The sequence below is a fragment of the Streptomyces sp. F001 genome, from assembly GCF_004187715.1.
GTDB lineage: Bacteria > Actinomycetota > Actinomycetes > Streptomycetales > Streptomycetaceae > Streptomyces > Streptomyces flavusporus.
The window spans coordinates 727,669-747,185 of sequence record NZ_QZWF01000001.1 but is presented as its reverse complement, the minus strand read 5'-3'; the positions used below and the strand labels follow the sequence as shown (position 1 = coordinate 747,185).

The 19,517-nt window shown below is 72.5% G+C and carries 17 protein-coding genes and 1 pseudogene; 11 read left to right on the top strand and 7 right to left on the bottom strand.

The window, feature by feature from the left end; translation table 11 throughout:
* The first annotated feature begins 43 nt into the window (after positions 1-43).
* Positions 44-1,216 (top strand): acyl-CoA dehydrogenase family protein, encoded by a 1,173-nt coding sequence (locus tag StrepF001_RS03415; RefSeq protein ID WP_129796771.1) that lies wholly within the window; start codon positions 44-46, stop codon positions 1,214-1,216.
* Positions 1,217-1,683: 467 nt separating this feature from the next.
* On the opposite strand, the gene StrepF001_RS03405 is transcribed toward StrepF001_RS03415, so the two are convergent.
* Positions 1,684-2,121 carry a hypothetical protein gene (locus tag StrepF001_RS03405; protein ID WP_129796769.1) on the bottom strand — a complete coding sequence of 146 codons (438 nt, stop codon included), beginning with the start codon at positions 2,119-2,121 and terminating at the stop codon, positions 1,684-1,686.
* Between the two features lie 265 nt (positions 2,122-2,386).
* On the opposite strand from StrepF001_RS03405, the gene StrepF001_RS03400 reads away from it, so the two are divergent.
* The 4 genes from StrepF001_RS03400 (at position 2,387) to fxsA (ending at position 6,491) form a co-directional block, all read left to right on the top strand.
* Positions 2,387-2,827: an Lrp/AsnC family transcriptional regulator gene (locus StrepF001_RS03400; protein WP_018548954.1), complete on the top strand. Its 441-nt coding sequence runs from the start codon at positions 2,387-2,389 to the stop codon at positions 2,825-2,827.
* 80 nt (positions 2,828-2,907) lie between these two features.
* The gene (locus StrepF001_RS03395) at positions 2,908-4,509 is read left to right on the top strand and encodes an amidohydrolase (RefSeq protein ID WP_129796768.1); all 1,602 of its coding nucleotides are present in this window, start codon (positions 2,908-2,910) and stop codon (positions 4,507-4,509) included.
* 584 nt (positions 4,510-5,093) lie between these two features.
* A complete protein-coding gene (locus tag StrepF001_RS03390) occupies positions 5,094-5,894 on the top strand; it encodes a polyprenol monophosphomannose synthase (protein ID WP_129796767.1) in 801 nt (266 codons plus the stop codon).
* A 42-nt stretch (positions 5,895-5,936) separates the two neighbouring features.
* Complete coding sequence (gene fxsA / locus StrepF001_RS03385; protein WP_129796766.1) at positions 5,937-6,491, top strand: FxsA family membrane protein; 555 nt, start codon at positions 5,937-5,939, stop codon at positions 6,489-6,491.
* A gap of 112 nt (positions 6,492-6,603) precedes the next feature.
* Here the strand turns inward: fxsA and StrepF001_RS03380 are convergent, their stop codons facing one another.
* From StrepF001_RS03380 to StrepF001_RS03365, 4 genes are all read right to left on the bottom strand, one after another.
* Entirely contained in the window at positions 6,604-6,978 is a 375-nt protein-coding gene (locus tag StrepF001_RS03380; protein ID WP_099500427.1) for an RNA polymerase-binding protein RbpA, read from the bottom strand.
* A 266-nt stretch (positions 6,979-7,244) separates the two neighbouring features.
* The gene (locus StrepF001_RS03375) at positions 7,245-8,591 is read right to left on the bottom strand and encodes an MFS transporter (RefSeq protein WP_129796765.1); all 1,347 of its coding nucleotides are present in this window, start codon (positions 8,589-8,591) and stop codon (positions 7,245-7,247) included.
* A gap of 52 nt (positions 8,592-8,643) precedes the next feature.
* Positions 8,644-9,411: a glycerophosphodiester phosphodiesterase gene (locus tag StrepF001_RS03370; protein WP_129796764.1), complete on the bottom strand. Its 768-nt coding sequence runs from the start codon at positions 9,409-9,411 to the stop codon at positions 8,644-8,646.
* Positions 9,408-10,061 (bottom strand): hypothetical protein, encoded by a 654-nt coding sequence (locus StrepF001_RS03365; RefSeq protein ID WP_129796763.1) that lies wholly within the window; start codon positions 10,059-10,061, stop codon positions 9,408-9,410. Before StrepF001_RS03365 ends, StrepF001_RS03370 begins: the two co-directional genes overlap by 4 nt.
* Positions 10,062-10,162: 101 nt before the next feature.
* Between StrepF001_RS03365 and StrepF001_RS03360 the strand changes: the two are divergent.
* Positions 10,163-11,661, top strand: a pseudogene (locus StrepF001_RS03360) (PLP-dependent aminotransferase family protein).
* 48 nt (positions 11,662-11,709) lie between these two features.
* Here StrepF001_RS03360 and StrepF001_RS03355 read toward each other — a convergent pair.
* Both StrepF001_RS03355 and StrepF001_RS03350 read right to left on the bottom strand, forming a co-directional pair.
* Positions 11,710-13,311 carry a hypothetical protein gene (locus StrepF001_RS03355; RefSeq protein ID WP_129796762.1) on the bottom strand — a complete coding sequence of 534 codons (1,602 nt, stop codon included), beginning with the start codon at positions 13,309-13,311 and terminating at the stop codon, positions 11,710-11,712.
* Between the two features lie 58 nt (positions 13,312-13,369).
* On the bottom strand, positions 13,370-13,564 hold the full coding sequence (locus tag StrepF001_RS03350; RefSeq protein WP_129796761.1) for a hypothetical protein: 195 nt from the start codon (positions 13,562-13,564) through the stop codon (positions 13,370-13,372).
* Positions 13,565-13,868: 304 nt separating this feature from the next.
* Between StrepF001_RS03350 and StrepF001_RS03345 the strand changes: the two genes are divergently transcribed.
* From StrepF001_RS03345 to StrepF001_RS03325, 5 genes are all read left to right on the top strand, one after another.
* Positions 13,869-14,261, top strand: a complete 393-nt coding sequence (locus StrepF001_RS03345) for an ankyrin repeat domain-containing protein (RefSeq protein WP_129796760.1) — start codon at positions 13,869-13,871, stop codon at positions 14,259-14,261.
* A gap of 323 nt (positions 14,262-14,584) precedes the next feature.
* Positions 14,585-16,003, top strand: coding sequence for a HEAT repeat domain-containing protein (locus StrepF001_RS03340; RefSeq protein WP_129796759.1), 1,419 nt, complete (start codon positions 14,585-14,587; stop codon positions 16,001-16,003).
* Between the two features lie 245 nt (positions 16,004-16,248).
* Complete coding sequence (locus StrepF001_RS03335) at positions 16,249-17,379, top strand: glycosyltransferase family 1 protein (protein ID WP_129796758.1); 1,131 nt, start codon at positions 16,249-16,251, stop codon at positions 17,377-17,379.
* Entirely contained in the window at positions 17,376-18,539 is a 1,164-nt protein-coding gene (locus tag StrepF001_RS03330) for a glycosyltransferase (protein ID WP_129796757.1), read from the top strand. The genes StrepF001_RS03335 and StrepF001_RS03330 overlap by 4 nt, the downstream gene beginning before the upstream one ends.
* Positions 18,536-19,507, top strand: coding sequence for an SGNH/GDSL hydrolase family protein (locus StrepF001_RS03325; RefSeq protein ID WP_129796756.1), 972 nt, complete (start codon positions 18,536-18,538; stop codon positions 19,505-19,507). Before StrepF001_RS03330 ends, StrepF001_RS03325 begins: the two co-directional genes overlap by 4 nt.
* The last annotated feature ends 10 nt before the right edge of the window (positions 19,508-19,517 follow it).

Here is a 19,517-nt window from a genome sequence, read left to right as displayed (position 1 = left end):
CGGCACCTCCGCCGCAGCGCCCGAAAGGGAGGAGAGCGTCGCCATGCCCGACCGCGCCCCGCAGCCGGTGGACCGTCAACTGCCCACGGACGAGGCCCGGGATCTGATCTCGCTCGTCCGCGACATCGCGCAGCGCGAGATCGCCCCGCACGCGGCCGAGGAGGAGGACGCCGGACGCTTCCCGCGCGAGCTCTTCACCCTGCTGTCCGAGTCGGGACTGCTCGGCCTGCCGTACGACTCCGAGTACGGCGGCGGTGACCAGCCGTACGAGGTCTACCTGCAGGTGCTCGAGGAGCTCGCCGCGGCCCGCCTGACCGTCGGCCTCGGCGTCAGCGTCCACACCCTCGCCTCCTACGCCCTCGCCGCCTACGGCACCAAGGAGCAGCAGGTCGAGCACCTGCCCGCGATCCTCGGCGGCGGTCTCCTCGGCGCGTACTGCCTCTCCGAGCCCTCCTCCGGCTCCGACGCGGCCTCGCTGCGCACGAAGGCCGTCCGGGACGGCGACCACTGGGTGATCACGGGCACCAAGGCCTGGATCACGCACGGCGGGGTCGCCGACTTCTACACCGTCATGGCCCGCACCGGCGAGGAGGGCCCGCGCGGGATCACCGCCTTCCTGGTGTCCGGCGACGCCGAGGGGCTGAGCGCGGCGGCGCCGGAGAAGAAGATGGGCATGAAGGGCTCGCCCACCGCCCAGGTCAACTTCGACGGCGTACGGGTCCCCGACGCCCGGCGCATCGGCGACGAGGGCCAGGGCTTCGCGATCGCCCTGTCCGCCCTCGACTCCGGACGGCTCGGCATCGCGGCCTGCGCGATCGGCCTGGCCCAGGCGGCGCTCGACGAGGCCGTCGCGTACGCGACCGGGCGGCGGCAGTTCGGGCGGCCGATCGCCGACTTCCAGGGGCTGCGCTTCATGCTCGCCGACATGGCCACGCAGATCGAGGCGGGCCGCGCCCTGTACCTGGCCGCCGCACGGCTGCGGGACGCCGGCCGGCCCTTCGCCAAGCAGGCGGCCATGGCCAAGCTGCACTGCACCGACACCGCGATGAAGGTCACCATGGACGCCGTGCAGATCCTCGGCGGATACGGCTACACCGCGGACTTCCCGGTCGAGCGGTACATGCGCGAGGCCAAGGTCCTGCAGATCGTCGAGGGCACCAACCAGATCCAGCGGATGGTCATCGCCCGTCACCTCGCGGGTCCGGAGACCCGCTGAACTGACCCCGCCTGACCAGGGGCGCCGCCAGCCGGATCCACTCCGGATCGTGGCGCCCCGGCAGCGTGCGGCCGCGGTTGGCCCAGGTGCGCATCAGATCGCTGTAGATGGGCGGGTCCTGGAGCGGCGGCGCGGGCGGCGGAGGGGTCCGCGGAACCGAGTCCGCCGAGGCGGGAACGAACGCTCGGTGCTGACGCCCGGTCGTGGAGTAGGTGGGGGTCATGCCTGGGCAACGCGACCAAGCGCGGGCAGGTCACCGATCTGCGGAATCGAGCGTGCGTTCACGAAACGGTCCGGGACTGCGTCCGGCCGCCGACACGTCCTCTGACGTACCGTCAACTGAATTGCGTCCAGGGTGGTTTGGGTGGCCGGCGTTCGCCTCCCGCCGGCCCAGGGCGCACTGATCCTGCACCACGGCAGTCTGCGGGCCATGGTGCAGGGCAGCTACTGGGGTCGAGCGAGGTCGCTCAGGCGGCGTGGCGGCGCATCGACGGGACGCGCATCGGGCGTGAGCCCGGGCCTCCGACGTGCGAGAAGGGCTGCATCCGCCAGTCGAGCCCCTGAGGGAGCGTCAGCAGGAGGGCGGTGTCCTGTTCCTGGGGCTCGATGGACTCGTCCGCGGGCCGGGCGTCGGCGGCCCTGCGGCCCGTGCCGGCGCAGACCGTGAGTCCGAACGGGTTCCACGGCGAGGCGCACAGTGCGTGCTCCGGCAGGAAATCCTCGTCCGCCAGCAAGGCGATGGGCTGTGCGCAGTCCGGGCAGATCACCCGGTACATCTCGAAGGTGTCGTACGCGTCGAGCTCGTCGGCTTCGAAGGCGTCGGGTTCGACACCCTCCGGCTCGGGCTCGACGACCGGCTGCTGGCGCTTGGGTGCGGTACGACCAGGGCGCTTAAGACTCTGCATGTTCTCCCCCTCGGGCTGGGCCGTGAAGGCGCTGCGGCCTCGACCACAGCAAGCACTTCCCGTCCGCTCTCCGGGGTAATCACTACTTCATCACGGAGACCGTTCGAGGCCTGTGGCGTTCGTCACATGCCGCTCGCAGGTGCCCGGCGCGGCACGTTCGTCCCCCAGCCGGCTCACGGCCGGCTCTCGGGCACATCACGAACCGGGTATGACCTGCGCTGCTGAGGTATCCGAGGAGATCAGGCGCACTGTAGGTTCTAGCGCCATGGAGGAGCTGGACCGACAGATCGTGCAGCTGCTCGTCAAGGACGGGCGGATGAGCTACACCGACCTGGGCAAGGCCACGGGCCTGTCCACGTCGGCCGTGCACCAGCGGGTGCGCCGGCTGGAGCAGCGTGGCGTCATCCGCGGGTACGCCGCGGTCGTCGACCCGGAGGCCGTCGGGCTGCCGCTGACCGCCTTCATCTCGGTGAAACCGTTCGACCCCAGCGCCCCCGACGACATCGCGGACCGCCTGGCGGGCGTTCCCGAGATCGAGGCCTGCCACAGCGTGGCCGGCGACGAGAACTACATCCTCAAGGTGCGGGTCGCCACCCCCCACGAGCTGGAGGAGCTGCTGGCGCGGCTGCGATCGCTGGCGGGGGTGTCGACGCGGACGACGGTGGTGCTGTCCACGCCGTACGAGGCACGGCCACCGCGCATCTGAACGGGCCGACGGGGGCTGCCGACCCCGACCGCCGGGCCCCGGGTGCAGCGCAACCGGCGCAGGGCGGGAAACTGTCGGTCATGAGTGAACGCACCGCCCCGCCGAAGACCGTCCTGCTCCGCCGCGGAGAGGTCCACAGCCCCGCCGACCCGTTCGCGACCGCGATGGTCGTCGAGCGCGGCCAGGTCGCCTGGGTCGGTTCCGAGGGCGCGGCCGACGCCTTCGCGGACGGCGTGGACGAGGTGATCGACCTCGATGGCGCCCTGGTCACCCCGACGTTCACCGACGCGCATGTGCACATCACGTCCACCGGCCTCGCGCTCACCGGCCTCGACCTGTCCGGCGCGCCCTCCCTGGAGGCGGCCCTCGCGCTGGTCCGGGACTTCACCGAGGCCCGGCCGAGGGACCGCGTCCTGCTCGGACACGGCTGGGACGCCGCGCGCTGGCCGGGCGGCCGTCCCCCGACCCGCGCGGAGCTCGACGAGGCCACCGGCGGCCGTCCCCTCTACCTGAGCCGGATCGACGTGCACTCGGCGGTCGTCACCACCGCCCTGCTCGACCTCGTTCCGGGCCTCGGCCGGGAGGACGGCCCCCTCACCGGCGACGCCCATCACGCCGTACGCGCCGCCGCGTTCGCCGCCGTCACCCCGGCCCAGCGCACCGAGGCCCAGCGCGCCGCCCTCGCCCACGCCGCGTCCCTCGGCATCGGCTCGGTCCACGAGTGCGCCGGGCCGGAGATCTCCTCCGAGGACGACTTCAAGGGGCTGCTGCGGCTCGCCGCCGAGGAGCCGGGGCCGCGGGTCGTCGGCTACTGGGCCGAGCGGGACGTCGAGAAGGCGCGCGAGCTGGGGGCGGCCGGCGCCGCCGGGGATCTGTTCGTCGACGGCGCCCTCGGCTCCCACACGGCCTGCCTGCACGAGCCGTACGCCGACGCCGGCCACACCGGCACCGCCTACCTCGACGCGGCAGCCGTCGCCGCCCATGTCGTCGCCTGCACCGAGGCGGGCCTCCAGGCGGGCTTCCACGCGATCGGCGATGCCGCCCTGACCACCGTCGTCGAGGGCGTCCGCGCCGCCGCCGAGAAGGTCGGCCTCGCCCGGATCCGTGCCGCCCGCCACCGCGTCGAACACGCCGAGATGCTCACCCCCGACACCATCGCGGCCTTCGCCGAGCTCGGCCTGACGGCGTCCGTGCAGCCGGCCTTCGACGCGCTGTGGGGCGGCGACGAGGGCATGTACGCCCAGCGCCTCGGAGTGGAGCGGGCCCGCACGCTGAACCCCTTCGCCGCGCTGCTGCGCGCCGGCGTCCCGCTCGCCCTGGGTTCCGACAGCCCGGTCACACCCCTCGACCCGTGGGGCACCGTCCGGGCCGCCGCCTTCCATCGCACGCCCGAGCACCGGGTCTCCGTGCGCGCCGCGTTCACGGCGCACACGCGCGGCGGCTGGCGGGCGACCGGACGCGACGACGCGGGCGTCCTGGTGCCGGGCGCGCCCGCGGACTACGCCGTGTGGCGCACCGGTGAGCTGGTCGTCCAGGCGCCCGACGACCGGGTCGCGCGCTGGTCGACCGACCCTCGCTCCGGCACCCCCGGCCTGCCCGACCTGACCCCGGGCTCCGACCTGCCCGTCTGCCTGCGCACCGTGGTGGGTGGACGGACGGTGTTCGTACGGCCAGGCGAGTGATCTCCCGGGGTGGCGCGGCGGACCTCACCGCCCGCTGCGCCGTTGCGCGACCTGCGTGTCCAGGGGGCCGACCTGGGCATGGTGGGAAACCCCCTGGCTCACACGGCTGTTGACAGGCCGCGGCCCGGGGCCGGTAGGTTCGGCCGGGTCCACCACGGGACGCCCGACCGGCGAACGTCCGCGTACGCGTCGCGGCACCGCTGGGTCAGGGACGGTGTACCGCACCGGGGCACCGTCACTGGGAGCCAGGCTCAGCGACCGCGCCGCGGCTGGGGAACGTCCGGCCGGACGGGGGTCCGTCCCTGCCTGAGCGAAGCCGAGAGCTCGGAGGGGGGAAGGGTGTGACCAGGGTGGGGCCCGGGAGCTCAGTAGACAACGGCTTCAGGTCGACCCGCAGCCGGCGGGTCCCAGGTCGGCCCGAAGGGCGCCGGGCCCCCATCCGCAGCGCGCCTCGCACAGAGGGTCAAAAACCCATCCTTACCCCGCTCCTGCGGAATCGACACCGTCTTACGGCCGTCCTGTTCATGTCCGCGCAGGCTGCGGCCACTATGGTGGACGTCTGCGACGGACATGAAGGGGCAGCAGTGAACGACGGCGAGGGGACCCGCGCGGCAGAGGCCCGGGGGAGGCGCTTCGGCCCGCTCGGCACCGCCTTGGTGATCATTCCGACCTACAACGAGGCGGAGAACATCAAGAGCATCGTCGGCCGGGTACGCAACGCGGTTCCCGAGGCGCACGTCCTCGTGGCCGACGACAACAGCCCCGACGGCACCGGAAAGCTTGCCGACGAGCTGGCCGCCGGCGACGACCACGTCCGGGTCCTGCACCGCAAGGGCAAGGAGGGCCTCGGCGCCGCCTACCTCGCGGGCTTCCGCTGGGGTGTGGAGAACGGGTACGGCGTACTGATCGAAATGGACGCCGACGGCTCCCACCAGCCCGAGGAGCTGCCCCGGCTGCTGACCGCGCTCAAGGGTGCCGACCTGGTGCTCGGCTCGCGCTGGGTGCCCGGCGGTCGGGTCGTGAACTGGCCCAGGAGCCGCGAGTTCATCTCCCGTGGCGGCAGCCTCTACTCACGCGTCCTGCTGGATGTGCCGATCCGCGACGTCACCGGCGGCTACCGCGCCTTCCGCCGCGAGACCCTGGAGGGCCTCGGCCTCGACGACGTCGCCTCCCAGGGCTACTGCTTCCAGGTCGATCTGGCCCGCCGTGCCGTGAAGGCCGGCTATCACGTCGTCGAGGTGCCGATCACCTTTGTCGAGCGCGAGCTGGGCGACTCCAAGATGAGCCGCGACATCCTCGTCGAGGCGCTGTGGCGGGTCACCTCATGGGGCGTGGGGGAGCGGGTCGGCAAGATCCTGGGCCGGGGGCGGCCGCCGCAGTCGTAGGGGTTTATCCCGCGCTGAGCCGGGCCCAGGCACACTGGATGCATGACGACTGGCGCTTCGACCCCTCCCTACTCCACACGGCCCCGGCGCTCACGGCTGCGCACCTTCCTGCCGCTGGGCATCGCCGCGTGGCTGGTGCTGGAGATCTGGCTGCTGACCGTGGTCGCCGGCTGGGCGGGCGGGTTCACGGTCTTCCTGCTGCTGCTCGCCGGGTTGGTGCTCGGTACGGTGGTCATCAAGCGGGCGGGCCGGCGCGCCTTCCAGAACCTGAACGAGTCACTTCAGCGCGGCGGTGCGCCGTCGAGCGGCGGCGGCAACGGCCTGATGATGCTGGGCGGCCTGCTTCTGATGCTTCCCGGTCTGATCTCGGACGGGGTGGGCCTGCTCCTGCTGATTCCGCCGGTCCAGAAGGCCCTCAGCCGGTACGCGGAGCGCACAGTGGACCGCCGGCTCCGCCGGGCCGCACCCGGTAGCCTCGGCGGCGCCTTTCAGCAGGCCCGCATGCACCGCCCGGACGGCAAGGTCGTGCAGGGTGAGGTCGTCAGGGACGAGCCCGGGGAGACCCCGCAGGAACCTCGCCCTCCGCTGACACGCTGAGTACAGGACGTGACCGTCGCACACAAGACCGCGGGCGCCGTACGTCCACTTCTCACGTACGGCGCCCGCGGTCATTGGCGCACTGAAACCCCCCGTCCGAGCCCCGCAGGGACTAGGCGGACTTGCGGCTGTCTCGGGGGTGCACCGCGATGTTCATTGCGCCGGAACGCAGAACGGCGAGGCGCTCTTCGAGGACCTCTTCGAGCTCCTCACGCGTGCGCCGCTCCATCAGCATGTCCCAATGCGTACGCGCCGGCTTGGCCTTCTTCTCCTCCGGACCCTCGCCGTCCACAAGGAGTGCCTGGGCACCGCAGACCTTGCACTCCCACTCCGGCGGGATCTCCGCCTCGACCGAGAAGGGCATCTCGAAGCGGTGCCCCTTCTCGCATGCGTACTCCACGGCCTGGCGCGGGGCCAGGTCGATGCCGCGGTCCGTCTCGTAGCTGGTCACCACGAGGCGCGTGCCGCGAAGAGCTCGCTCACTCATGAATCGTGCCTCCCGGGCTTGTCGCCCACAGGACAGGTGTCGCTGTCGTCGTCATCCGGTCAACGTCCGGTCGGCGGTAAAGATTCCCGTTCGGAGTCCCGTTCCGGGTCATGCGTCGCCGTCGTAGCCGCCCATGTTGTACCCACCGGCGCCCGGTTTGTCACATCTGGCAGTAGATGTCACCCAGCGTTTTGGCTTCTTTGACGCGCAGTAACGGTACGCCTGGCAGGCCAAACGCGTACACTACAGCCCTTTCGCTGTGAGCGCTAAATCCTGTCCGGAACCGGGTTCCCGGCCTCGCCGATCGCACGCCGTACCGGAACCCTCGCGAGCAGCACGAACCCGAGGACGAAGAAGGCCACCAGCGAGATGATCGCGTCCCGATAGCTTCCGGTCAGCTGGTAGGTCAGACCGAACAGCAGCGGACCGAGCCAGCTCATTCCGCGGTCGCTCAGCTCGTACGCCGAGAAGTACTCGGCCTCCTTGCCGGCCGGGACCAGGTGGGAGAACAGCGAACGGGACAGTGCCTGGCTGCCGCCGAGGACGAGCCCGATCCCGGCCGCCAGCACGAAGAACCAGACCGGCGCCCCGGCCGGCAGGAAGTAGCCGGCGGCCAGGGTCAGCGTCCAGGCGATCAGCGAGCCGAGGATCGTGCGCTTCGCGCCGTACCGACGGGCCAGCCTGCCCAGCGCCAGCGCGCCGAACACCGCGAGCACCTGCACGAGCAGGATGGCGCCGATGAGTGTGGACTGTCCGAGGCCCAGCTCTTCGGAGCCGTAGACCGACGCCTGGGTGATCACCGTCTGGATGCCGTCGTTGTAGACGAGGTACGCCAGCAGGAAGGACAGCGTCAGCGGGTGGCGGCGCATGTCGCGGACCGTGGCGGCGAGCTGCCGCCAGCCGTTCACGGACGCCTCCTGCCGCGCCCCGCGGCGATCGCGCAGACGCCGGAGCGGAATGAGCGCGAACGCGCCCCACCACAGGCCGGCCGACGCCAGGCAGATGCGCACGGCCATGGCTTCGGAGACGCCGAAGGTGTCGTGGGCGAGGTAGAGGACCAGGTTCGCGACCAGAACCAGCGCTCCCGCCGCATAGCCGAAGGCCCAGCCCCGGGAGGAGACCGCGTCGCGTTCCTCGGGCGGGGCGATCTGCGGCAGGTAGGAGTTGTAGAGCATCATCGCCACGGACTGCGCCGCGTTCGCGACGACCAGCAGTGCGCCGCCCAGCAGATAACGGTCACCGTCCAGGAAGAACATGCCCGCCGTCGCCGCCGCCCCCAGATACGCGGCGGCACCCAACAAGGGCTTCTTGCGTCCGGTGCGGTCGGCGGCCGCACCCACCAGGGGCATCACCACGACGGCCACGATCACCGACAGGGACACCGAGTAGGCGAAGAAGGAACCGGCACGCACCGGGATCCCCAGCGGATGGACGAAGCCGTCGGCGTCCGCGGCGGACTCGGCGACCGTGGTCAGATAGGGGCCCAGGAACACGGTGAGCACGCTCGTCGAGTAGACGGAGCACGCCCAGTCGTAGAAGTACCAGCCACGCTGCTCGCGCCGTCGCCCGGCGGCCTCGTCCGCCTCCGGTGTCCGCACGGTCTCGGTGCCCACCCGTGCCCTCGCTTCCCCGAGAAGGTGCCGTGCGCGGGGGCCGGCCGGGGTGTCAGACCCAGACGCCCCGGTCCTCCATGACCTTGCGCAACGTGTCGATGTGATCGGTCATGATGCCATCGACGCCGAGGTCCAGAAGCCGGTGCATCTGTTCCGGTTCGTTGATCGTCCACACGTGCACCTGCAGTCCGTGCGCGTGGGCGGTCCGGACGAAGCGGCGGTCCACGACCTGGATGCCGGACTGCGACTCGGGCACCTGGGCGGCGACCGCCGAGCGGCGCAGCACGGCCGGCACGCCCCAGGAGCGCAGCCGCAGATTGAGCACGCCCCGCGTGCCGTACGAGGTCGCCAGGCGCGGTCCGGCCAGGCGCTGGGCGCGGACCACGCGGGCCTCGGAGAAGGAGCCCACGCAGATCCGGTCCCAGGCGTCGGTGCGCTCGATCAGCTCCAGGAAGGGGTGGAGGCTCGACTCCGCCTTGAGGTCGACGTTCCAGCGCACGTCGGGGAAGCTCTCCAGGAGCTCTTCGAACAGCGGCACCGGTTCCCGGCCCGCCACGCGCGCGTGCCGTACGTCGTCCCAGGGCAGGTCGGCGATCCGGCCCGCCCCATCGGTCACCCGGTCCAGCGTCGCGTCGTGGAAGGCGACGATCCGGCCGTCCCGCGTGGTGTGGACGTCGGTCTCGATGTACCGGTAGCCCGCCTCGACCGCGCGGCGGAACTGCAGCACGGTGTTCTCCAGGCCGTCCGCCGCCCCACCCCGGTGGGCGAAGGCGATCGGGCCGGGGTGGTCCAGGAAGGGGTGGCGTATGCGCGTGCTCACGGACGCAGTATCGCGCGCCGGGGTTGACCGGTGGCAACGACGGTACTGACGCCGGATGCCGAGGGGACGGCGAACACTCGCAGGAACAGCTGGGCAAGCGGGCCGATCGACACCGCGTACAGCAGTGTCCCGACACCGATGGTGCCGCCCAGTGCGAAGCCGGTCACCACGACCGTGACCTCGACGGCGGTCCGGATCAGCCGGATCGAGCGGCCGGTGCGCCGGTGCAGCCCCGTCATGAGCCCGTCGCGCGGACCGGGACCGAACCGCGCGGCGATGTAGAGGCCGGTGGCGATGCCGTTGAGAGCGACGCCCGCCAGCATCAGCGGAACCTGCACGGCCAGGGTGTGCGCCTGGGGCACCACCGCCAGCGTGCCGTCCATGACGACGCCGATCACGAAGACGTTGGAGACCGTGCCGAGGCCGGGACGCTGGCGCAGCGGGATCCACAACAGGAGGACGGCCGCCCCCACGATGATCAGCACGGTCCCGATGCTCAGGCCCGTGCGCTCGGCCAGTCCCTGGTGCAGCACGTTCCAGGGCTCCAGGCCGAGGCCGGACTTCACCAGGAGCGCGGAGCTCGCACCGTACAGCGCGAGGCCGGCATAGAGCTGGGTCAACCGACGTATGAGATGCCCCTGCGTGGACAAGACGTGCCCCCCTGGTGGTGGTAGTGGCCTGATGCATGACACTCTGTGGCTTGGGAAGTAACGCCATCCATGGCCAATTCGGGGAAGGTGGACTGGTACGCATGGCTCAGTGGACCTCGGCGGTGGGGGCGGCGCAGCTCGCCCGGCTGCTCAAGTCGCAGCAGGACCGTCCGGCGGGTCCGGGGTCGCGCCGTCCGCCGGCCTATCGCGCGCTTGCCGACGGTATCCGCCTGCTGGTGCTCGAGGGGCGGGTGCCGGTGGCCGCCCGGCTGCCCGCCGAGCGGGAACTCGCCCTCGCGCTGTCCGTCAGCCGTACGACGGTCGCCGCCGCCTACGAGGCGCTGCGCACCGAGGGATTCCTGGAGTCGCGGCGCGGCGCCGGCAGCTGGACCGCCGTACCGGCCGGAAATCCGATCCCTGCGCGCGGCCTGGAACCGCTGCCGCCCGAGGCGCTCGGTTCGATGATCGACCTCGGCTGCGCGGCACTGCCCGCGCCGGAACCCTGGCTCACCCGCGCCGTCCAGGGCGCCCTGGAGGAGCTGCCGCCCTACGCACGTACGCACGGCGACTACCCGGCCGGACTGCCCGCACTGCGCGCGATGATCGCCGACCGTTACACCGCGCGCGGGATTCCCACCATGCCGGAGCAGATCATGGTGACGACCGGCGCGATGGGCGCCATCGACGCCATCTGCCATCTCTTCGGCGGGCGTGGTGAGCGCATCGCCGTCGAGTCGCCGTCGTACGCGAACATCCTGCAGCTGATGCGGGAGGCAGGCGCCCGGCTCGTGCCCGTCGCGATGGCCGAGGGGCTCGCCGGGTGGGACCTGGACCGCTGGCGGCAGGTGCTGCGGGAAGCCGCACCGCGGATCGCCTACGTCGTCGCCGACTTCCACAATCCGACCGGGGCGCTCGCCGACGAGGACCAGCGGCGGCGGCTGGTGGAGGCGGCCCGCTCGGCGGGCACCGTGCTCGTCGCCGACGAGACGATGAGCGAGCTGTGGCTGGACGCCGACGTCGAGATGCCACGGCCCGTCTGCGCCTTCGACCCGGCCGGGTCCACCGTCGTCACCGTCGGGTCCGCCAGCAAGGCCTTCTGGGCCGGGATGCGCATCGGCTGGGTGCGGGCGGCACCGGACGTGATCCGCAGCCTGGTGGCCGCGCGCGCCTACGCCGACCTGGGCACGCCGGTGCTGGAGCAGCTCGCGGTGAACTGGCTGTTCGGCACCGGGGGTTGGGAGCAGGCGGTCGCGGTGCGCCGGGAGCAGGCCAGGGACAACCGGGACGCCCTGGTCGCCGCGGTGCGCCGGGAGCTGCCCGACTGGGAGTTCGAGGTACCGCGGGGCGGGCTCACACTGTGGGTGCGCGCGGGTGGCCTGTCGGGCTCGCGGCTCGCAGAGGCGGGCGAGCGGGTCGGGCTGCGGGTGCCGTCCGGGCCGCGCTTCGGAGTGGACGGGGCCTTCGAGGGGTATGTGCGGCTGCCGTTCACCGTGGGGGGTGCGGTGGCGGAGGAGGCGGCGGTGCGGCTGGCGGCGGCGCGCTCGGCTGGTGGAGAGCGGGGGACCGTGGGGCGGTGGCGCCGGGGTCGTTCGTGGCTTGAGGAGTCTCGGGCAGCCGTCCCGGCGGCAGGGGGGCTGCAGAGCCCCGGCTACGTCCGTGCCCTGGACCTCTCCGCCACCACGGCCTCCGCGGACACCGGCTCCGGCTCCGCGGGTACCCGCTCGGGCGCCGCGTCCGCCGGTGTCGTACGCGGCGGCAGGAGGTCCAGCACCGCCTGGCGGTGGTCGTCGCTCGTCGCGTCGTCATAGGGGTCGGGCGTCGCCGGGACCTGGAGGCGCAGGACCGGTCCCGCACCCAGCCGTGCGTAGCCGCGGCCCGGCGGAACCTGGGGGACCGGCGTGGTGTGCGGGGGCGCTCCCAGGACCGCTTCGAGTTGCTCGGCGGTGGCGGTGCCGAGCACGACCCGCGCGCGCGTGTGCTGCCGTACGGGGTCGCTGAGGGCGTCCAGGCCGTCGAACTGCTCGGCCACGACCACCGTCACATGGGCGGATCGGCCGTGCCGGAGCGGCACCTGGAGCAGGGACTGGGGGTCCTTGTGGCCGTCCGCGGCGGCCACCTGGCCCAGCGCGGTCGGGCGGTCCAGGAGGAGCCACAGGGGGCGCCTGGTGTCCTCGGGCGGCGGGTGGCCCGCCTGCCGGGCGCGGTTGACGGCGATCAGCCGTCGCTCGGTCTCGGTGGTGGCCCACTCCAGGCTCGCCAGCGCCCCGGCAAGGGCGCACTCGACCGCCAGGACCCCGTCCCGGCCGGTCAGGCAGGCGTAGTCACCGGTGCCGCCGCCGTCGACGATGACGATGTCGCCGAACTGCAGGGCCTGCAGGGCGATGCAGCGCAGCAGAGTCGACGTGCCGCTGCCCGGCTGCCCGACGGCCAGCAGGTGCGGTTCGGTGGAGCGGATGCCCGTGCGCCACACGACGGGCGGAACGTCGCGCGCTTGCGCACCGTGGCCGAGCGGGAGCGTGCGCTGGACCTCGGTGGGGTCGGTGAAACCGAGGACCGTCTCGCCGGGTGCCGTCACGAAGCGCTGGACGGCGATGTCGGTGGGCAGGGGCGCGAGGACCGTGACCGTGAGCTGGTTGCCCTCCTCGTCCCACGCGAAGCGGTACTCGCGGCCGCGGCCCGACTTCGTCGAGAGCAGGTGCTCGATCCGGGCGCGCGCCTCGGCCTCGCCGTCCGGGAAGTACGCCGGGTAGCGGATCGCGAGGTGCGTGATGCGGCCGGTGGCGTCGAACTCGTACTCCGGGAAGGCCTTTTCCCACTCGCCGCCGTGCGCGTACAGGGGCGCCGGGTCCTCGGCGGTCGAGAAGTACGGGACCATCGCCTCGTACAGCGACTGCAGGCGCTGGATCTGGGACTCGTCGGGTCCCTCGGGGGTCTGTCCGGTGCGGTTGCGGCCCTGCCAGGCTGCCGCCGCCATCAGGGCGATGACGGCGAGCAGCGGGCCGTACGGGACGAGCGCCACGGCCAGGAACACCGAGGCCATCAGGAACAGCAGCGGGCCGCGCCGGTCCTTGGGGGTGTCGGCCCACTTGCGCCGCCCGGCCGATGCCAGTCGGCGCAGACCGCGGGTGATCGTGATCAGGGGGTGGAGGACGTCGGTGGCGCTGTCGGCCGCCGTCCGGGCCAGCTCCCGGCTCCGGGCGAGCTGCGCGCTGCCGTTGCTCAGAATGCGGGGGAGGGGGCGCCGGGCCACGGGTGTCTCCTGGAGGTGCGTATGTGCGGGATGGTGAGTCCGGGCGGTGCGGGCGACGTCAGAACTTGAGGCCGCCCAGCAGACTTGCCAGGCTCTCGCCGCCCGCCTTGATGCTCGGGGCGACGGCAGTGCTCGAGACGTAGAAACCGAACAGGGCCGAGACGCAGGCGTGGGACCACTTGAGTCCGTGGCTGCGGCAGCAGATGAAGACGACGACGCCGAGCAGGACGACGCCTGAGATGGACAGAATCATGAGGTCTCCTGGTGTCGAGGGGGCAATCACCATGAGTACTTCCAGGGTCACAGCATGTATCCATACTATAAAAGGTGCAACTGGGTGAAATATGGCGAATTTCATCCAGATGGCGGGGTCGGCTCGGCGTGCCCGGCGGGGAGGTTGCGTTCCATGGGTGCATTGGTGATCTTTGCCTCGCGTGCGGCCGGTCATGTTCCCGTACAGCCAGTACGCTGGCGATTCACTCGTACGGTCCACCGTTCACGGTCGTACGCTTGTTCTCTTGGGTCTCCGACGTTCCTAGCGAGAGGTGGTCCGGCCGATGACCGAAGCCCCAGACCCCGAGGTCGTGGAGCTCGCGACCAAGATCTTCGCTCTGGCCAGGCAGGGACAGACCGAGGCACTCGTGGCCTATGTCGACGCGGGCGTTCCGGCCAACCTCACCAACGACCGGGGCGACTCACTCGTGATGCTCGCCGCGTATCACGGGCACGCCGGGACCGTGCGGGCGCTGCTCGACCGTGGCGCCGAGGCCGACCGGGTCAACGACCGAGGCCAGACCCCGCTCGCAGGGGCGGTCTTCAAGGGCGAGGAAGAAGTGATCAAGGCCCTGCTGGAGGGCGGCGCCGACCCGGCCGCCGGCACCCCGTCGGCCGTCGACACCGCCCGGATGTTCGGCAGGGCGGAACTGCTGGAACTGTTCGGCGCACACTGAGACCATTGCCCTGACCAGCGAAAAGAGCCGTCCTGATCAGGCAGGGCACGGAAAACGGGGGAGGCGGTACCGGGCCGCCGGAAATTTCGGTCGCGGCATCGAGAACAGCCGGGTCATCATGACGTCGTGATTCACGGACGCGATGGCTGGGCAGGTGTTGCCGCACCACGCGGGCCGTGATCGGTCCGCATGGGCCACAGACGAGAGGCAGAGGAAGATGGTCTACAGCAAGCAAGAGACGGCGGGCGCCCCGACGTGTTGTCACGCGGCCAGGTAGAGCACGTTTCCCGGTTGCGTCGACGCTTGATGTGAGGCTGTTTCCCATGTTCGATCCGGTCATAGCGCCCAGCGGTACGCTGCTCGGCCTGCTCCAGCGGGGCCGCGGCGACGGCACACTGCACGCGCTCACCGCCCCCCGGGCCGAGGCGCTCGCGGCCCTCGATCACTGTGTGCTGCGCGACCCCCGCCACGACTGGCAGGTGGAGAACCGCTCCCTGTACTACGCCCGCCTCTACCTCGACCTGGGCGGCGACCTGGGCGCGATCGAGGCGCATCTTTTCGACCCCGAGGACATCGTCGACACCGACGAGTCACGAACCGGGCTCGCCCTCGCCGTCCTCGGCCACCTCGCCTCCTACGGCAGGCGCGACGCGCTGGACCTGCTGCGCCGCTACGCCGCCCATGGCTCCAACTGGGCCTGGGCCCTGGACGAACTCGCCCTGCGTGACGACGACGCCGGTCTGCGCGCCCTGGCCGCGCCCGTGCTGGCCCGCTTCCCGGCCGACGCCGAGGGCGAGGCCGAACTGGCCGCCGCGGTGCGGGACGCCTTCGAGCCCCGGCCATGGCGGCTGTGGGCCGAGGATCCGCGCGAATCGATCGGCCTGCGCGTGCGTGCCGCACAGGAAACCGGCTGCTTCGACCGATGGCAGCGGCAGATGCGGCCCACAGGGCCCCGCCCGGGCTGGAGTGTGCAGGCGGTGTTCGAATGGGCCCAGCAGGGCCTCGAACGCGGCGCCTCGCTCCATGTGCCCGCCGCCCGCTGCCTCACGGCCGTCGCCGGCCCCGAGGACCGGCCCGAGATCGTCCAGGCCGCCAAGGACGGCACCGAGGGTGCCCGCTGCACCGCCCTGCGCTATCTCGCCGACAGCAACGATCCCGATGCCCTCGACCTGATCGAGGCTGCCGTCGCCACCGGCTCGGCGCCGGTCGTGGAGGCCGCCCTCGACGCCTTCGAGCGGATGCGCAGTGTCGCCGCCGTCGACCGGGCCCGCGGCTGGGCGCGACGGCCCGATCCGCTGGGCGCCGCCGCCGGACGCATGCTCGCCTGCCGGGGCGGAGCCCACGACAGCGACCTGGTCCTCGGAGCCCTGCGCGAAGCCGTACGGGGCGAAGGGCCGGACGCACCGACGCTGTGGACCCTCGTGGACGGCGCCGGACGGCTCGGCATCGGCTGTGCCGCACCGGTTCTGCGCCATATCTACCGCGAGACCGCATCGTCCCACCTCCGTGGCAGGGCCGCCCGCGCGCTCGCCGCCACCGATCCCTCCTTCCCCGCGGGCTTCGCCGTCGAATGCCTCTGGGACTGCGAGGAGACCACCCGCGAGCTCGCCGCCCGACACGCCGAGACAGGCGACGCCCGGGTCGTCGAGCAACTGCGTCGGCTCGCCGCGGACCCGGCCGAGGAGGCGGAGGTCCAGACGGCGGTACGCAGCCGGATCGGGCCCGACGCACCCGCTGTGTGAACGCCGCGAGGGCGGGCAGCCGGACCGGACCTGGCGCACCTGCTGAGTGAACTCGGACCTGCCGGGCCCGACGGCTGAATTCGGGCGCGCCGGGCCCGCAAAGTGAACGTGGGATGACTCATCGGCCAGAGGCGCATGGACGCGGCCTGACCTGCTCGAGTGCGCAGCGCAACGCTCATGGATCGTTCCCCGTTCGGAAAGATCGACGTTGACGCGGCCACGTCCAGCGCGGCGACAACACCCGTATGCGTGTCGTCATCGTGACCGAATCCTTTCCCCCCGATGTGAACGGCGTGGCCCACTGCGCGCTTCAGACCGCCCGACACCTCGTCGATCGCGGTCACGCTCCCCTCGTCGTCGCACCGGCCCCCGCTCCGGGCAGCAAGGCAGCCGCCGCTCTCGCGCCGTGCCCTGTCGTCCACGTCCCCTCCCTACCGCTCCCGGGCTATCCCCAGGTCCGCGTCGCCCTTCCCAGCCGGCGGCTCGCCGCCGCGCTCCTGGCACACCAGGCCGACATCGTGCATCTGGCCAGCCCCTTCATCCTCGGCGTCCGCGGCATGGCCGCCGCCGCCCGGCTCGGCCTCCCGGCCGTCGCCGTCTACCAGACCGACCTGGCCGGCTACGCCCGTACCTACGTGGGCGCCGGTGAGGCCGCGGCCTGGCGGCGCATCCGCTCCGTCCACGCCGCCGCCGACCGCACCCTCGCCCCCTCCAGCGCCTCCCAGGCCGACCTGGAAGCCCACGGCGTGCCCCGGGTACACCTGTGGCGGCGCGGTGTCGACACCGTGCGCTTCCGCCCCGACCTCCGGGACGACGCACTGCGTCGCGAGCTCGCCCCGAACGGTGAGCTGATCGTCGGCTATGTCGGGCGGCTCGCGCCCGAGAAGCACATCGAGCTGCTCTCCGGGGTCTGCGGCCTGCCGGGCGTACGGGTGGTGATCGTCGGCGACGGGCCCAGCGGGCCCGGTCTGGCCGAGGCACTGCCCGGCGCGGTCTTCCTGGGCCGCCGCGGCGGCGACGACCTCGCCCGGATCTTCGCCTCGCTGGACGTCTTCGCCCACACCGGCCCCTTCGAGACCTTCTGCCAGACCGTGCAGGAGGCCATGGCGAGCGGTGTCCCGGTCGTCGCGCCCGCCGTCGGCGGCCCGCTGGACCTGGTCGACCACGGCCGCACCGGGCTGCTCGTCCCGCCGCGCGACGCGGACGCCGTCACGGAGGCGGTACGGACCCTGGCCGCCGACCAGGGGCTGCGCACCGCCTACGGGGCCGCCGCACGAGCCACCGTCGAGGGCCGCACCTGGGCCGCCATCGGCGACCAGCTCATCGCCCACTACGAGGCCGTGCTCCAGGCCCGCAGGCCGGCGGTGGCGGCATGAACACCGCACTCCGCATCGTCCGGCTGGCGAACTTCGTCGCCCCCGCCTCCGGGGGGCTGCGCACCGCGCTGCGCGAGCTGGGCAAGGGCTTCAAGGTGGCGGGCCACGATCCCGTCCTCATCGTGCCGGGTGAGAAGTACAGCGACTGCGAGACCGAGCAGGGCCGGGTGATCACCCTGCCCGGCCCGGTGCTGCCCGGCACCGGCGGCTACCGCGTGCTCATCGACAAGCGGCGGGTCGCCGCCCTCCTGGAGGAGCTCGCCCCCGACCGCCTTGAGGTCTCCGACCGTACGACGCTGCGGTGGACCGGGAAGTGGGCCCGCCGCGCCCGGGTCCCCGCCGTGATGGTCTCCCACGAGACCGCCGACGGCGTGCTGCGCACCTGGGGTCTGTCGGAGAACCTGTCCCGGCGCGCCGCCGACGCCCTCAACGTCCGTACGGCCCACACGTACGCGAAGGTCGTGTGCACCACCGAGTTCTCCGAGCGGGAGTTCGTGCGGATCGGCGCCCGCAACGTCGTACGGGCCCCGCTCGGCGTCGACCTGATGAACCGGCGTCCCACCCTGCGCGACGCCGCGCTGCGCGACACCCACGCGCGTGCGGACGAGAAGCTGCTCGTGATGTGCTCCCGGCTGTCCGTGGAGAAGCGGCCCGGTACCGCGCTGGACGCCCTGGAGGCGCTGCGCGGGCGCGGTGTGCGTGCGGTGCTCGTGGTGGCCGGAAACGGGCCGCTGCGCGCACGGCTCGAACAGCGGGCGCAGGAGCGCGACCTGCCGGTGACCTTCCTCGGGCATGTCGCCGACCGCAGCCTGCTCGGCGCGCTTCAGGCCTCCGCCGACATCTGCCTGGCTCCCGGGCCCGCCGAGACGTTCGGGCTCGCCGCGCTGGAGGCCATGGCCTGCGGCACGCCCGTCGTGGCGAGTGCGTCCTCCGCGCTGCCGGAGGTGATCGGATCCGCCGGTGCCACCGCGGCGGACACCGGGGACGCGTTCGCGGACGCCGTGGAGATGCTCCTCGACCGTCCCGAGCGCGAGCGCCGGGAGACGGCACGCGCGCGTGCGGAGTGTTTCGGCTGGGGTACGGCGGTGGACGCCTTCCTCACCGCGCACGACGCGGCGGTGCCGACGCGTCCCTTCGTGCGTGCGGAGGGCGCGGCATGAGACCGGTCCGTTACGTCGCCCTCGGGGACTCGCTGACCGAGGGGGTGGGCGATCCCGTGGGGAATGGGTGGCGCGGCTGGGCCGCGCTGCTCGCCCGCGGGCTGTGCGAACCGCCCGCCGCATTCACCAACCTCGCCGTCAGCGGGGCGCAGACGCGGGACGTGCTGGAGGCCCAGCTGCCCGCCGCACTGGCTCTGCGCCCGGACGTCGCGTCCGTCCTCGTCGGCGTCAACGACACACTGCGTCGCACGTTCGACATCCACCATGTCGCCGAACGCCTCGACAAGGTCTACGCGGCCTTCGCCCGGCAGGGCACCGCCCTGCTCACCGCGTGCCTGCCCGACCCCGGCTCGATGCTCGGGCTGCCGGGGGTGCTGGGCCACCCGCTGGCACGGCGGCAGCGGGCGGTCAACACCGTGGTGCATGCGCTCTCCGAGCGGTACGGGGCCCTGCACGTGCACGCGGCCGAGGGCGACTGGGTCGACGACCGGGAGATGTGGAGCTCGGACCGGCTGCACCCCGGGGAGCGGGGGCACCGGCAGCTGGCCGTACGGTTCCACGGGCTGCTGGTGGACGCCGGGATCGCGTCGGGGACCGCGCCCGCGCCCGAGCCCGAGTTCCCGCCGCCCACCAAGTCGGCGAGCCTGCTGTGGCTTGCCACGGCGGGTACCGCCTGGGTGGTGCGCCGGTGCAACGACCTGCTGCCCCAGTTGCTGCGCCTCGCGGTCGACGAAATGCGCCACCGCGCGCGGGGCACCAGCGGCCAGCTCGATGTGCGGGCGGCACAGGCGGTGTCCATGGCACTGGCCTCGCTGTCTCTGTCGGTGCCGGAGCCGATGCCGTTGCCGGAGCCGATGCCGTTGCCGGAGCATCGGGCTGTGCCGGGTCAGCGGTCCCTGTCGGAGGGGGTGTCGGTGCCGGGACAGCGCTCGGTACCGGAGCAGCAGCCCGAGCCGGAGGCGGCGTAGCGCACGCAGG

Coding starts and splice junctions, on each gene's coding strand:
- StrepF001_RS03415 (WP_129796771.1), top strand. CDS start 44: ATGCCCGACCGCGCCCCGCAGCCGGTGGACCGTCAACTGCCCACGGAC.
- StrepF001_RS03405 (WP_129796769.1), bottom strand. CDS start 2,121: ATGCAGAGTCTTAAGCGCCCTGGTCGTACCGCACCCAAGCGCCAGCAG.
- StrepF001_RS03400 (WP_018548954.1), top strand. CDS start 2,387: ATGGAGGAGCTGGACCGACAGATCGTGCAGCTGCTCGTCAAGGACGGG.
- StrepF001_RS03395 (WP_129796768.1), top strand. CDS start 2,908: ATGAGTGAACGCACCGCCCCGCCGAAGACCGTCCTGCTCCGCCGCGGA.
- fxsA (WP_129796766.1), top strand. CDS start 5,937: ATGACGACTGGCGCTTCGACCCCTCCCTACTCCACACGGCCCCGGCGC.
- StrepF001_RS03380 (WP_099500427.1), bottom strand. CDS start 6,978: ATGAGTGAGCGAGCTCTTCGCGGCACGCGCCTCGTGGTGACCAGCTAC.
- StrepF001_RS03350 (WP_129796761.1), bottom strand. CDS start 13,564: ATGATTCTGTCCATCTCAGGCGTCGTCCTGCTCGGCGTCGTCGTCTTC.
- StrepF001_RS03345 (WP_129796760.1), top strand. CDS start 13,869: ATGACCGAAGCCCCAGACCCCGAGGTCGTGGAGCTCGCGACCAAGATC.
- StrepF001_RS03340 (WP_129796759.1), top strand. CDS start 14,585: ATGTTCGATCCGGTCATAGCGCCCAGCGGTACGCTGCTCGGCCTGCTC.
- StrepF001_RS03335 (WP_129796758.1), top strand. CDS start 16,249: ATGCGTGTCGTCATCGTGACCGAATCCTTTCCCCCCGATGTGAACGGC.
- StrepF001_RS03330 (WP_129796757.1), top strand. CDS start 17,376: ATGAACACCGCACTCCGCATCGTCCGGCTGGCGAACTTCGTCGCCCCC.
- StrepF001_RS03325 (WP_129796756.1), top strand. CDS start 18,536: ATGAGACCGGTCCGTTACGTCGCCCTCGGGGACTCGCTGACCGAGGGG.